Genomic DNA, 13,535 nt, shown 5'->3' with positions numbered 1-13,535 from the left:
TGTACTAACTGACTAGTCAATCATTACAATTTACAAAAATATGGAAAATCCTAGCCGATATTTGCTCGGAGTGCAACCACATTCACGTTTAAAGTATCTGTTGAAGTGATATATATTGGTAAATCCGCTCTGTTCAGCCACTTCTGAAATCCTAAGTTCCTTGTTAGAAAGCAGATGCTTTGCTTTATCAATTCTTGCGTTTATAAGATCATCCTTTGGGGTGGTAAAAAAGAAAGCCTTGTAATAGTGATAAAGCTGACTTCTACCAAGATTGGTCTCTTTGCATATTTTTTCAATATCCCACTCCTCAGAACATCTTTGGAGCATTCCTACCCTAAACCTCGATAAAGATGCGTAAACTTCTGTTTTTTCAACCTCAGACGTAGGAATGGAAATACTTCTCTCTGCAGCTATAAGGAGCTCTCTTATCAAAAGATCTATCATTTTCTCGCGCCTTTGCTGCTTGGACAAATACTCAAACTGAAGACGTCTTAAGGTATCTACGATAGCTTCGTCATCTACAGGATGAAACAGGTTGTTCATTGGAATCTGAATACCTCTGATCTCATCCTCATCACAGGTAAAATGTACAAATGAGTTGGAAAAAGCAGAAACAGCGCAGTAATACTGAAAATACCCCGGTGTATATAATATGCAGTCTCCCTTTTTTGCCCGCACTTTAGTAAGAGACATACCATATTTGTAGACTGCCTTTTTGTCCTTTTTTTCTCTTGGAAAATAAAAATCCATATCGGAAGTGATATGAAGAAATAAATAGTCACCTCTGCCTTCCGGTCTGTAGATACTATCTTTGTTTGGATTGTGCACATTATAGCCACAGTAATCTGTTCTGAACATAGCTTTTCCTCCAAACACATACAAACATATAACCGGACAAAAAGTCAATATTTACGGAATAAAATATATATGATTTTAGATAGCAATAGGCAATAATATTCACAGCTTTAAATGTATAAGGAGGGTTATTTACATGGCAAAGAAACTGCAAAAAGCGCAAATTTGTATCGACAGAGATTTCGAAATAAGCAAAATTGATGACAGAATTTACGGCTCATTTTTGGAGCACCTCGGAAGAGCTGTCTACGAGGGAATATATCAGCCAGGCAACAAGTTTGCCGATAAGAACGGCTACAGAAAAGACGTACTGAAACTCATTCAGGAGATCAACGTTCCGATAGTAAGATATCCCGGAGGAAACTTCGTTTCCGGCTTCAACTGGGAAGACAGTGTTGGGCCTAAGGAAGATCGTCCCAGAAGAATTGAGCTTGCATGGAATGTAGTTGAGACAAACCAGTTCGGACTTAACGAATTCATGGATTGGTGCTCAAAGGCAGGTACAAAGCCGATGATGGCAGTTAACCTCGGAACAAGAGACATCGATGCAGCAAAGAACATCGTTGAATACTGCAACATAAAGAGCGGCACATACTACAGTGATATGCGTATAAGGCACGGCGTAAAGGATCCTCACAATATCAAGCTCTGGTGCCTTGGTAACGAGATGGACGGTCCCTGGCAGCTTGGTCATATGACAGCCGGTGAGTACGGTATGAAGGCCGGAAGAGCAGGTCATATCATGAAGCTTGTTGATCCTTCAATCGAGACAGTAGTATGCGGTTCTTCTTCACTTTATATGGATACATTTGGTAAGTGGGAGAGAGAAGTACTTGAGTGCAGCTACGATTCAGCTGATTATCTTTCACTTCACTCCTATTACGGCAATGCAGAGGATGATACACCTAACTTCCTTGCAAGCAGCGTAGCAATGGATAAGTTCATTTCACAGGTTATCTCTATCTGCGATTATGTTAAGGCAGTTAAGAGATCAAATAAGACTATCAACCTCTCATTTGATGAGTGGAACGTATGGTATCACTCAAACGAGCAGGATAAGAAGCTTGAGAAGTGGGTTGAGCACCCGCATCAGCTTGAAGATATCTACAACTTTGAGGATGCACTTCTTGTTGGATCAATGCTCATAACACTCCTTCGTCATGCAGACAGAGTTAAGATCGCATGCCTTGCTCAGCTCGTTAACGTTATTGCACCTATCATGACAAGCGATACAGGTGCTTGGAGACAGACAATTTTCTATCCTTACATGCATGCAAGCATCTACGGAAGAGGAACAGTTCTTAACACAGTTGTTAAGTCTCCTTCATACGAGAGTAAGCACGGTGATGCTCCTTACATCGACAGCGTTGTAACAGTAGATGATGAAAATGAAACACTTACAATCTTTGCTGTAAATAAGAACCTTAAGGAAGACTTCGAGCTTACATGTGACCTTAGACAGTATGCAGGCTACAAAGTAGTTGAGCACATCGTTCTTACAAATGATGACCTCAAGGCTGTAAACACAGAAAAGAAACCTAACACAGTTGCTCCTACAGAAAGCAAGGACAGCAAGGTTGATAACGGAATTCTTACAACAGTTCTTCCTTCAAAGAGCTGGAATGTAATCAGACTGGCAAAATAATATTTGAAATAGAAATAGGACTCTCAAGATTGGGAGTTCTATTTTTTTATGATTATTTAAGTACTTAAATCTTGCGGCGCTTCTCAAGTATTGCTATACTTTAACGCGAAAGCATGATAATTGCTTGTGTCTCTATGTAAAATACCCACAGTTATGATTCTCTGTTTTTGGAGAAAGAACAGGAATCTCTGGGAATTTTACATGGAGGCATACGTAATAGATAATAGGAGGATTCTACAAAAATGGCTGATTGGAAAAATCTTGATACACTTGATTCCTACAAGGAACTGCAAAATGTAAAGAAAATTGATCTTGTTTCAGCAATGACAGGTGAATCAGGTGCCGAGAGAGTAAAAAAATACTCAGTAAAAATGGCAGCAGGACTTGATTACAATTACGCAGCAAAGGAAGTTGATGATGACATCCTTGCAGCACTTGATAAGCTTGCAAAGGAAGCTCAGCTTTCTGAGAAGTTTGAAGCGCTCTATAATGGAGAAGTTATAAATACAGGTGAAAAGAGAATGGTTCTCCACCACCTTACAAGAGGTCAGCTTGGCAATGATGTTATAGCTGATGGAGTTAATAAGAGAGAGTTCTATGAGAACGAGCAGAAGAGGATCGCAGAGTTTGCAAATAAGGTTCATTCAGGAGCCATTGCAAATGAAAAGGGTGAGAAGTTCACAACTGTTGTTCAGATCGGTATCGGCGGTTCAGACCTTGGTCCCAGAGCAATGTATCTTGCACTTGAAAACTGGGCTCACAAGACAGGCAACTTCAAGATGGAAGCTAAGTTCATCAGTAACGTAGATCCTGATGATGCTTCAGCTGTTCTTAATTCTATAGATGTTGCACATTCAATCTTCATCCTCGTTTCTAAGTCAGGCACAACACTTGAGACCCTTACTAACCAGTCATTCGTTATGGATGCTCTTAAGAAGGCTGGCCTTGACTCATCAAAGCACATGATTGCTGTAACTTCTGAGACATCACCTCTTGCAAAGAGCGATGATTTCATCGAAGCTTTCTACATGGATGATTATATCGGCGGACGTTATTCATCAACTTCAGGTGTAGGCGGAGCAGTTCTTTCACTTGCTTTTGGTCCTGATGTATTTGCACAGTTCCTCGAAGGTGCAGCAGAAGAAGACAAACTTGCAAAAGAAAAGGATATGATGAAGAATCCTGCAATGCTCGATGCAATGATAGGCTTCTATGAGAGAAACGTACTTGGCTATCCTTCAACAGCAGTACTTCCTTACTCACAGGCACTTAGCCGCTTCCCTGCTCATCTTCAGCAGCTCGACATGGAATCAAACGGCAAGAGCGTAAACAGATTTGGCGAGCCTGTAAACTATGTGACAGGACCTGTTATCTTTGGTGAACCCGGAACAAACGGACAGCACTCATTCTATCAGCTCCTTCACCAGGGAACAGACATCATTCCTATGCAGTTCATCGGCTTTAGAAACAGCCAGCTGAAAAATGATGTAAACATTCAGGATTCAACAAGCCAGCAGAAGCTTTGTGCTAACGTAGCTGCTCAGATTGTTGCATTTGCCTGCGGTAAAAAGGATGAGAACCTTAACAAGAACTTCAAGGGCGGACGTCCTTCAAGCATTATAATAGGTGAGGAGCTTAATCCCAAGTCACTCGGCGCACTTCTTGCTCACTTCGAGAACAAGGTAATGTTCCAGGGCTTTGTCTGGAACTTAAACAGCTTTGATCAGGAAGGTGTTCAGCTCGGTAAAGTACTTGCAAAGAAAGTACTTGCTCACGAAACAGACGGCGCACTTGCTGTATACAGCGACTTACTTAACATTTAATTACAAATAATGTAAATATCATTAAAAAGCATGTAGAAATCGGGTCTTTTGCTAGTCCCTATTCTACATGCTTTTTACATTGTGACATTTCATCAACATTTATTACTATTTTAGGATATGTTCCAATGTGAAGGTGCTTGCTTTTGCAGATACCTTGGTGTATGCGCCATCGATAAGAGGCATCATAGGAGGCAGATGACCGATATCGAGATCCATCAGGATCGGTACGTGGAACTGCTTTAGAAGCTCGGTAACGGCACTGTACTGATCAAGTCCCATCATTTCCTGACCATAGCAAAGTGGTCTTCCGATAAGAAATCCCTTTACATGCTTAAACCAGCCGCTATGCTTCATCATAAATATGGATCTTCTAATGGACATCACGTTAAGGTCGCAGGATTCAAGAAACCAGATGATCCCGTCATCCTTATATTTTTCTGCAAAATCAGATACATGATCAAACTCTGTACCGCAGAGATTAACAAGGCAGTCCATGCATCCTCCGATAAGACGACCCTCAAACTTAATCTCTTTATCAGTTACAGGAAGTAGCTCTTTTCCATCATACATAGAGGAACTATCCGACGGGATAAAGAACTTGTACTCTGTTTTGCGGTTGAGATTATAGGGCTCTAATGGATTTACCTCTTCCGGGGGAATATCCGGAAGCTCGTCTTCTTTTTCCCACATGTCATAGCCACTTACAGTAAGGCGCTCACCTCTTAAAAGAAGAAGAGCATCATTAATAGATGAATGCCAGGGTTCCATTCCAAATGATGAAACGCAGGGACCGTAGATTGCAGCAGTATCAGCGATAGTTGCTGACAAAAATGTAAAATTCGTATTGTCAGAGTAGCCCATGTACCACTTAGGTTCTGATCTTTTCACGAGATCAAAATCGATGTAGGGCACAACCTCACACATGAGCTCACCGCCGCCGCAGGATATTATGGCATCAACACTTTCTTCTGAGTACATATCATTTAACTCTTTTCCGCAAAGAGGCGGAAGGTTACTGATACCAATGCCTTTATCTTCATATACATTCGGACCAAACTTCATCTTATAGCCCAAATTATCAAATTTATTCTGAGCATTTTTGAATAAAGAAATATAAGGCTCTGTGGAACATCCAAAGGATGGAGCCACAAAGCCTATTATTCCGCCATTTTTTAAAAATTTAGGATATCTCATTTTTTAGCCGCTTCCTCAATTATGTTTAGAATTGTCTCGGTTGCACCGAACTGATTGCTTTCCTTCATTTTCTCGATGTACTTCTCACGGTTCTTATATACATCAAATATGCTTTCAACGAGGATGTCCTCATCAAGCTCTTCATTGTCTATAACAAGGGAAAATCCCTGCTGTTCAAATGATCTGGCGTTTATTATCTGGTCGCCTCTGCTGCTTTTTGCAGAAAGCGGAATAAGAATATTGGGCTTTCTAAGCGCTGCAAGCTCGCAGATAGCATTGGCTCCGGCTCTTGATACGACAACATCAGCCATCGCAAAGATATCTTTCATTTCACTCTTAACATACTCAAACTGCTTATAGCCGGGAGTGTTAAGTCTTAAATTATCCATTTTCTCTTTACCGCACAGATGAACAACGTTAAAATGCGGAAGAATCCTTGGAAGCGCATATCTTATTGTCTCATTGATGCTCTGAGCACCAAGACTTCCGCCGGTAACCATGACAACGGGCTTATCATCTGTAAATCCGCAGAATGCCTTACCTGCTTCTTTTGAACCCTGAAGGAGCTCTTTTCTTATAGGAGTACCTGTAAGAACAGCCTTCTGAGCGGGAAGCATAGAAAGTGTCTCAGGGAAATTACAGCAAATGGTCTTTGCAGATGAAAAGCTAAGTTTGTTTGCAAGTCCCGGAGTCATGTCGGACTCGTGGAGTACGCATGGAATCTTAAGGGTAGATGCTGCTCTTATGACAGGAACGGATACAAATCCTCCCTTTGAAAAGACAACATCGGGTTTTAACTTTTTAAGAAGACCTCTCGCCTCCACAAAGCCTTTCATTACTCTGAAAGGATCTGAAAAATTCTTGGGATCGAAATATCTTCTGAGTTTTCCGGTAGAAATAGAATAATAAGGAACGTTAAAATCCTCCACCAGCTTTTTCTCAATTCCGTTATGTGATCCAATATAACTTATTTCATATCCCATTTTTCTAAGCTCGGGAATAAGCGCGAGATTTGGTGTAACGTGGCCGGCTGTACCGCCCCCCGTAAGAACTATTTTTTTAGCCATGTAAAACCTTCTTTATATACAATAATTAAGCGTTTAAAGCCTGCTCTAAGGCATATGAGAGCTGATCCGGGCAGGATGTGCTCTTGAAACCGCACTTTATTCCGCGAAGTTTCTTTATAGCATCATTAGCATCCATTCCTTCAACGAGCCTGGCTACGCCCTGAGTATTTCCGCTGCATCCGTTTACAAAAGATACAGACTTAATGATATTTCCGTCGAGTTCAACGTTTATCTGTGTGGCACATGTGCCTTTTGTCTTGTACTGCATAAATCTATCCTTTACTTCATTTTTTCATTACATTATATAATCAGAAACCTGTTTTTTCCATAAGAGAGTGAACCTTTTTCCAATATTTGTCAGAATCAACATAAGCTCCCTTGACGTGATCTGCACCAAGGATAAGGCAATACTGCTTTGGAGCACTGCATGCTTCATAAAGGCGGGCACACATCTGAGGATCGATGAGCCTGTCTTCATCTCCGTGGATAAACAAAGTAGGTGTCTTTGACCTTGAAACTGCATTCAGGCAGTTTACCTTATCTATGTCGTAGCCGCATCTAAATAGAACAATTGCCCTCATTATCAGCAGCACAAGCATAGAAGGAATGACCGATAATTTTAGTGTTTTGTATACATCTGCAAATTCCTCTTTAAGGGAAGTGTAACTACTGTCAGAAACAGCCATCACTACCTGATCCGGAAGGTGCTCACCAGTTGTCATAAGAGTTATAGCTGCACCCATGCTGGTTCCGTGGAGCATGATCTTAGCATCCTTATCTCTTCTTAAAATAAAGTAGATCCACTCCATGATGTCCAGACGGTCAAAGTAGCCATATCCTGTGTAATTTCCTTCGCTTTTTCCAAAGCCCCTGTTATCGGGAAGAAGAACATTTATACCATTATCAATATAATGCTTTGCGTAATAAGCCATATATTCGCCATCGCTTTTTACACCATGGATACAGATGGCATATTTGTGCGACCCAGTTTCAGCATTAAGAAGTGTTGCATGAAGGCTTAGCTCATCAAGTGATTTGATGTAAGCATCTTCCTTTTTATCATATTCCCTTAGCCATTTAACAGCCTTTGCATCATCGGGATCTGAATTTATATCTTCCTCTGTCTTTTTCTTTGGAACGAGGGAAAGATCATACAAATATGAAGTTAAGGCATAGCTACCGCCTACAGCTGCGGAAAGAAGACCAAGTAATACGAAATTTCGCTTTTTGCTCATAACTACCTCCAAATTAAAAATCTATAGAGAAATTTTAGCAAAGACTAATAAAATGTGCAATTGTGCGCGTTTTATTAGATGGCACATATTAACGAAATATGGTATTATAAATGAAATACATATTTTTTTAGTTTTTTTTTCTTTTATTTATGATGAGGGGCTTAGATGATAGAAAGAAAACTTGCTGAAAAATTTCGAAAACTATACACTGAGAATTCGGTCAGACTAAGCGATTACGAAAAGCAGCTCTTTACAACCAGTGATCCGTTTGACTGGGTTCAACTTATGTCCGAAAGATCGTATGTAATGCGTGAAATTTACGCAGAAAATGAAGAGCTTATGTCTGAACTTTGGGATAATTGTTCAGAAGAGATCACTCCCGAAGAAGCTGAGCTTTTGTATGATCTGGCAATTGGATTTTTCTTTGATGGTCATCATGACTTTGCTGTGCTCACAGAATTTTGTGAGAGGATACTTCCTGTCTTCGAAGACATGGGAGAACCTGAGTTTTTAGTAGCAATATACCATGTCCTTGCGAGTGAATACGCAAGCTTTTACAGAACGGTAAGTGATAAAAAAGGCATGGATGTTGCTATGCATTACTTTAGAAAAGTAATTGAGCAAAGCGATAACATTTCTAAGATATCTACCCCTGAAATAAGAGAATTTATCTATGAAGATTACTTTAATTTAATAAGCTACCTCGGTAATTTCTATTACAAGGTTCAATCCTGCAGTATGGAGAGCATTACTGTTTTTGAAAAACTAAGAAACCTGTGGAACAGCGATTTTGTCCAGCAAAATGACGCAGAAAATGAAAACGTAAAAAGGTTTGTCCAATCAGCAGACGATGCTTTTCTTGCAAAAAACATGCACTATGACCTCTTTAGCAAAGAGGAAAGAGAGAGGTATATAAAGCTGATCGAAGATATGAGTAATCGTGCGATGACTGAGGGCGGAGAAGTAGAGGGAAGCCCCAATTACAGAATATGCATCACATACAAGTATCTTACAGGCCAGGTAACACCTGAAGAAATCCTTAGTACGATAATAAAAAGCATAAATGAAATAATACCTGTTCCGGACTATAAGGGCGATGACACAGAGGCGCTGCAACTTATAATGAGGCATTTTAAATATGCCTGCACCGCTATCATGGTCATAAGAACCATGGATGCACCAGATGTGATAAAAGAGGAATGGGCGGATAAGTTTTTACCAAAATCCATGGAGATTCTGGGAAAAGTTCCCTATCAGTTTTTCACAGGAACCATGCTTCCAGTATGTGCCGAATGGTATCATGCAGCAGAACCTATTCTCACGGGAGAACTTAATAAGGTTCAGTTCCTTATGCACATGATAGTCAGAAGGCAGCCGTTTACTTATATCCATTCAAGGCTCGTTGCCAATATAGCATCACTTATAGGGCAGGAAGTTCTGGATACACATCCGGAGGCTTTTGTTGGGGTAAGAGGAACGACCTCAGTAGAAGAAGTTCAGAAAAACAGGGCATATCTTCTTTCATTTATAACAATAAGCGGTCTTGTGCATGACATAGGAAAATGCTATATACCCAGCGTAGTCAACAGACAGAACAGAAGCCTTACGAACACCGAGTATGCAACTATAAGGAAACACTCGGAAATAGGCTACAGAGAAGCTCAGGACAATGCAGCACTAAAGCCATACAGCGATGTAATCATAGGACACCACAAGCATTACGACGGACTTCACGGATATCCTCTTGGATATGACAATAACGAATCGACTATTAAGATCATAATAGATATCATTTCTATTGCTGATTCTATAGAAGCAGGAACAGACACACTTACAAGAAGTTATACACAGGGAAAAGATTTTGCAAAGCTTCTAAAGGAATTAAAACAAGATGCCGGAACAAGATACAATCCCATGATAGTGGAGGTGATAGAGAATAACCCTGATCTGATCGAAAAGCTAAGCGATCTCACAGGACAGGGACGATATGACATATGCTACAAAGCAATGCAGGATATTCTAAGCATTGATGCTGATAAAGCATAAATAAAAATATGATATACTAAAAACAGGAGCAGACATGCGTTTTAAGACTAGGCTATTAATTACATCAATTACAATTATAATAATGCCTTTCATCCTGGTAATTGCTTCGTTTTATGTCATTCAATCGGCGGTCGAGGGATCTTACAGCAGGCTGATAACTTACATGTGCATAGCATTTGTACTGATACTTATCGCTACCAGCCTTATTCTTACCACCTGGCTAAACAGAGGATTTTTCGAACCGGTAAATGAACTGAATGTTGCGATGAAGCACATTAAAGACGGTAATTTCGAATATATGCTTCCTACCGATATAAATGAAAAGGGAGAGATTGGGGAGCTGTACCGAAACTACGAGGACATGAGGCTAAGGTTAAAAGAGTCCGCGGATGAAAAGGTAATAAGAGAAAGTCAGAATAAAGAACTGATAAGCAATATATCCCATGATCTAAAGACACCTATAACAGCGATCAAAGGATATTCACAGGGACTTCTTGAAGGAGTTGCAGATACTCCGGAGAGACAGATGAAGTACATTCGCACAATATACAATAAAGCGAATGACATGAACAATTTGATAAATGAGCTTACTTTATACTCAAGCATAGATAACAACAGAATTCCTTACAACTTCACCAGAATAAATGTGGGAGATTATTTTGGAGACTGCATAGAAGAAATAGGAATGGAGCTTGAAAATAAAGACATAAAGCTGAATTACGCAAACCTTACAACTCCGGATACACAGATAGTTGCAGATGCAGAGCAGCTAAAGAGAGTTGTAAACAATATTGTAAGTAACAGTGTTAAATATCTTGGACGTGAGGATGGAAGCGGAATAATAGATATAAGGATTCTTGATGAGGTAGATTCTGTAAGAGTTGAGATCGAGGATAACGGAAAGGGTATAGGGGCTCAGGAAATACCAAATATCTTCGACAGGTTCTACAGAACGGATGCATCGAGGAATTCAAAACAGGGCGGAAGTGGAATAGGCCTTTCTATTGTTAAGAAGATCATCGAAGATCACGGCGGATATATATGGGCGACCAGCCATGAAGGCGAAGGAACCTGTATGCACTTTGTTTTAAGGAAATACATGGAATACCATGAAAAAGCGGACGGCGAGAATGTCGTAGATCATGATTCCGAGTTTCTCTAAAAATGAAAGTTATGTTACGAAGTCAAAATAAACTAAAATGAGGAGGCACCGTATGAGCAAGATTTTGATTGTTGAGGATGAAGAGGCGATTGCTGATCTTGAGAAAGATTATCTTGAACTGTCAGACTTTGAGGTGAAAATTGAAAACGCAGGAGATGTAGGTCTCCAGACAGCACTTAGTGAGGAGTTCGATCTGGTAATACTGGATCTGATGCTCCCCGGAATGGACGGATTTGAAGTATGTAAGAGAATTCGTGAGAAGAAGGACGTACCGATCCTTATGGTATCAGCTAAAAAAGATGATATCGATAAGATAAGAGGTCTCGGACTTGGCGCGGATGACTACATCACAAAGCCCTTCAGCCCTTCAGAACTTGTTGCCAGAGTTAAGGCTCACATGGCACGTTATTCAAGACTTGTAGGAAGCGGACATGAGTCAAACGACGTAGTTGAAATAAGAGGCCTTAGGATCGATAAGACTGCAAGAAGAGTATATGTGGACGGCGCTGAAAAGAGCTTCACCACTAAGGAATTCGACCTTCTTACATTCCTTGCAGAGAATCCTAACCACGTATTTACAAAAGAAGAACTTTTCAGAAAAATCTGGAACATGGATTCAATCGGTGACATTGCTACGGTAACCGTTCACATCAAGAAGATTCGTGAAAAGATTGAATTCGATACAAGTAATCCGCAATATATTGAAACAATATGGGGCGTAGGTTACAGATTTAAGGTATAATGATAAAGCTCTCTGCAATAGCTGCGGAGAGCTTTAAAAAATTAATCTAATGATTTCGAAACTTTTGTTTATAAGGAAGATTTTATGCAAAACATTGAAATCCTATTTGAAGATGAAGACATACTTGTATGCTACAAGAGCGCAGGACTAGCTGTTCAGAGCAGTCGCGTGACGGAACCTGACCTTGAAAACATGCTCAGATCGCAGCTAAACAGAAGAGGAGAAAAAGGCGGACTTATCCATGTTATACACAGACTCGATCAGCCCGTTGAAGGAATCCTTGTCTTTGCCAAAAATAAAAAGGCAGCAGCCTCCCTTAGTGAGCAAGTTCAGTCAAAAGGTGAGATGAGCAAAAACTACCTGGCCGTAGTCTTCGGAATTCTTCCCGATGGCGAAAAGGAAAAGGCTCTATTTAACTATATCGACAGAGACAAGCAAACAGGAAGTGCAGTTATCGTTGAAGAAGAGAATCTGACAGATTCAGCTAAAAAGGCAGCTCTATCCTATAAAGTCCTTGAAGAGATAACCATTAAAAGAGAAAAAATAGTAGAATTCAAGGCAAAAGAAACTGATGCAGATGGAGATATCGAAAAGGATAAGCGAAGCATAAGCCTTCTTGAAATAAGGCTTGATACCGGAAGATTCCATCAGATAAGAGCGCAGCTAAGCAACATGGGCTACCCAATAATGGGAGACAGGCGCTACTTTACAGAAGACAGCAATGCCCTCTCAAGAGAGCTCATGGTAAGAAACGTAGCTCTGTGCGCCTATAAGCTAAACTTTAAACACCCAAAAACAGGGCAGGATATGGAATTTAAGATACAGCCAAAGGGCGAGATATTCCGCAGGTTTAGGTACGTTAACTGTTAATAACTTGATGGCCTTTAAAGATGAACTTACGATGATTGCAGGTATTTTCATGGTTTTGGTTGGACTGTTGCTCACGTTCGTGTTTCAGATATTTGTATTTAGATATTAAAGAAGAATGCAGGAAAACTCACAGAACTTGTGGCCCTGCCTGAAAGCGAGTCATACTGAATCGTCCCCGTTGACTTCCCCGTGACTGAAAAAGGTGCATTGAGGCTTATTGCCCAAATGCACCTTTAATAATATGCGTCAATTTGAAACGTCCCGGTTAAGTCAGTCGATATGGACTTCGGGAATTGATTCATCCAGATCGTGGAAAAAGCTTCTGGTCTTCTGGAGTCCTTCTTTTGCAACTTCGTATTCATAAAGGAATCTCTCAGGGATGAATTCCTTACCGAACATGAGGAGACGTCCTGAATATGCGTGGATAACGCTAACGTACTGCTTATCAAGCTGGAAGTTTTTGTAGATATCTCTTGTAAGACGGGGATGATCTGCAGCAAATTTTCTGATATCCATCTTAAGATCAAGAGGAAGCTCACGCTCTCTTTCGTGAACATCGTTCAAGACTTCTTTATATTTTTCCTCATCTATTTTCTTAAATCTGTCTGTGTACTCGTAGCAGCTTGCGCCGTCGGGAAGAAAGAGCCTGACTCTTGTGTCGCTTATAACATCTTCAATTTCCGCAACTACATAAGGTACAACAGGCTTGTTGTTGTAATCAAGAATAATAACTTTATCGCCTTTACTATATTTTTCCATAACCATAACCTCTTAAAATACTTTTGTGTATCATAAACTATAATCCGTAAATGCGCTAAAAACAAGGGATTTTCTTGTTTTTTTAGTAAGTTCTCATATTTTTTCGAAACAAAATAATAGTTTTAAGGATAATTTTA

Annotated in this window: 11 protein-coding genes and 1 pseudogene; 6 read left to right on the top strand and 6 right to left on the bottom strand. The window is 40.2% G+C overall.

The window, feature by feature from the left end; translation table 11 throughout:
• Nucleotides 1-30: 30 nt before the first annotated feature.
• A complete protein-coding gene (locus T543_RS02880) occupies nt 31-858 on the bottom strand; it encodes a helix-turn-helix domain-containing protein (protein ID WP_035765502.1) in 828 nt (275 codons plus the stop codon).
• Between the two features lie 133 nt (nt 859-991).
• Here T543_RS02880 and arfA point away from each other — a divergent pair, with 133 nt between their 5' ends.
• Nucleotides 992-2,500 carry an arabinosylfuranosidase ArfA gene (gene arfA, locus T543_RS02875; RefSeq protein ID WP_035765499.1) on the top strand — a complete coding sequence of 503 codons (1,509 nt, stop codon included), beginning with the start codon at nt 992-994 and terminating at the stop codon, nt 2,498-2,500.
• A 242-nt stretch (nt 2,501-2,742) separates the two neighbouring features.
• On the top strand, nt 2,743-4,323 hold the full coding sequence (locus tag T543_RS02870; protein WP_035765496.1) for a glucose-6-phosphate isomerase: 1,581 nt from the start codon (nt 2,743-2,745) through the stop codon (nt 4,321-4,323).
• A gap of 105 nt (nt 4,324-4,428) precedes the next feature.
• On the opposite strand, the gene T543_RS02865 is transcribed toward T543_RS02870, so the two are convergent.
• The 4 genes from T543_RS02865 to T543_RS02850 are packed head-to-tail and all read right to left on the bottom strand — an operon-like array spanning nt 4,429 to nt 7,819.
• The gene (locus tag T543_RS02865; protein WP_035765494.1) at nt 4,429-5,517 is read right to left on the bottom strand and encodes a S66 family peptidase; all 1,089 of its coding nucleotides are present in this window, start codon (nt 5,515-5,517) and stop codon (nt 4,429-4,431) included.
• Nucleotides 5,514-6,584 carry an undecaprenyldiphospho-muramoylpentapeptide beta-N-acetylglucosaminyltransferase gene (locus T543_RS02860; protein WP_035765491.1) on the bottom strand — a complete coding sequence of 357 codons (1,071 nt, stop codon included), beginning with the start codon at nt 6,582-6,584 and terminating at the stop codon, nt 5,514-5,516. Before T543_RS02860 ends, T543_RS02865 begins: the two co-directional genes overlap by 4 nt.
• A 25-nt stretch (nt 6,585-6,609) precedes the next feature.
• Entirely contained in the window at nt 6,610-6,852 is a 243-nt protein-coding gene (locus T543_RS02855; protein WP_035765488.1) for a TIGR03905 family TSCPD domain-containing protein, read from the bottom strand.
• 40 nt (nt 6,853-6,892) lie between these two features.
• Nucleotides 6,893-7,819, bottom strand: a complete 927-nt coding sequence (locus T543_RS02850; RefSeq protein WP_035765486.1) for an alpha/beta hydrolase — start codon at nt 7,817-7,819, stop codon at nt 6,893-6,895.
• 165 nt (nt 7,820-7,984) lie between these two features.
• Between T543_RS02850 and T543_RS02845 the strand changes: the two genes are divergently transcribed.
• The 4 genes and pseudogenes from T543_RS02845 to T543_RS02830 all read left to right on the top strand — a co-directional run bounded on the left by T543_RS02845 (nt 7,985) and on the right by T543_RS02830 (nt 12,639).
• On the top strand, nt 7,985-9,865 hold the full coding sequence (locus tag T543_RS02845) for an HD-GYP domain-containing protein (protein WP_035765483.1): 1,881 nt from the start codon (nt 7,985-7,987) through the stop codon (nt 9,863-9,865).
• 151 nt (nt 9,866-10,016) lie between these two features.
• Nucleotides 10,017-11,027, top strand: a pseudogene (locus T543_RS02840) (sensor histidine kinase); the annotation flags it as partial.
• 52 nt (nt 11,028-11,079) lie between these two features.
• Nucleotides 11,080-11,769, top strand: coding sequence for a response regulator transcription factor (locus tag T543_RS02835; RefSeq protein WP_035765479.1), 690 nt, complete (start codon nt 11,080-11,082; stop codon nt 11,767-11,769).
• 84 nt (nt 11,770-11,853) lie between these two features.
• Complete coding sequence (locus T543_RS02830; RefSeq protein ID WP_035765476.1) at nt 11,854-12,639, top strand: RluA family pseudouridine synthase; 786 nt, start codon at nt 11,854-11,856, stop codon at nt 12,637-12,639.
• Between the two features lie 270 nt (nt 12,640-12,909).
• On the opposite strand, the gene T543_RS02825 is transcribed toward T543_RS02830, so the two are convergent.
• On the bottom strand, nt 12,910-13,398 hold the full coding sequence (locus tag T543_RS02825) for a hypothetical protein (protein WP_035765474.1): 489 nt from the start codon (nt 13,396-13,398) through the stop codon (nt 12,910-12,912).
• Between the last annotated feature and the right edge of the window lie 137 nt (nt 13,399-13,535).

The sequence above is a fragment of the Butyrivibrio sp. NC2002 genome, assembly GCF_000702265.1.
In the GTDB taxonomy this organism is placed as follows: domain Bacteria; phylum Bacillota; class Clostridia; order Lachnospirales; family Lachnospiraceae; genus Butyrivibrio.
The sequence above is the reverse complement of the archived record's forward strand: the minus strand, read 5'-3'. Positions and strand labels throughout refer to the sequence as shown.

What these genes read in the sequence shown, in the direction of transcription:
- T543_RS02880 (WP_035765502.1), bottom strand. Translation starts at nt 858, where the DNA reads ATGTTCAGAACAGATTACTGTGGCTATAATGTGCACAATCCAAACAAA.
- arfA (WP_035765499.1), top strand. Translation starts at nt 992, where the DNA reads ATGGCAAAGAAACTGCAAAAAGCGCAAATTTGTATCGACAGAGATTTC.
- T543_RS02870 (WP_035765496.1), top strand. Translation starts at nt 2,743, where the DNA reads ATGGCTGATTGGAAAAATCTTGATACACTTGATTCCTACAAGGAACTG.
- T543_RS02865 (WP_035765494.1), bottom strand. Translation starts at nt 5,517, where the DNA reads ATGAGATATCCTAAATTTTTAAAAAATGGCGGAATAATAGGCTTTGTG.
- T543_RS02860 (WP_035765491.1), bottom strand. Translation starts at nt 6,584, where the DNA reads ATGGCTAAAAAAATAGTTCTTACGGGGGGCGGTACAGCCGGCCACGTT.
- T543_RS02855 (WP_035765488.1), bottom strand. Translation starts at nt 6,852, where the DNA reads ATGCAGTACAAGACAAAAGGCACATGTGCCACACAGATAAACGTTGAA.
- T543_RS02850 (WP_035765486.1), bottom strand. Translation starts at nt 7,819, where the DNA reads ATGAGCAAAAAGCGAAATTTCGTATTACTTGGTCTTCTTTCCGCAGCT.
- T543_RS02845 (WP_035765483.1), top strand. Translation starts at nt 7,985, where the DNA reads ATGATAGAAAGAAAACTTGCTGAAAAATTTCGAAAACTATACACTGAG.
- T543_RS02835 (WP_035765479.1), top strand. Translation starts at nt 11,080, where the DNA reads ATGAGCAAGATTTTGATTGTTGAGGATGAAGAGGCGATTGCTGATCTT.
- T543_RS02830 (WP_035765476.1), top strand. Translation starts at nt 11,854, where the DNA reads ATGCAAAACATTGAAATCCTATTTGAAGATGAAGACATACTTGTATGC.
- T543_RS02825 (WP_035765474.1), bottom strand. Translation starts at nt 13,398, where the DNA reads ATGGAAAAATATAGTAAAGGCGATAAAGTTATTATTCTTGATTACAAC.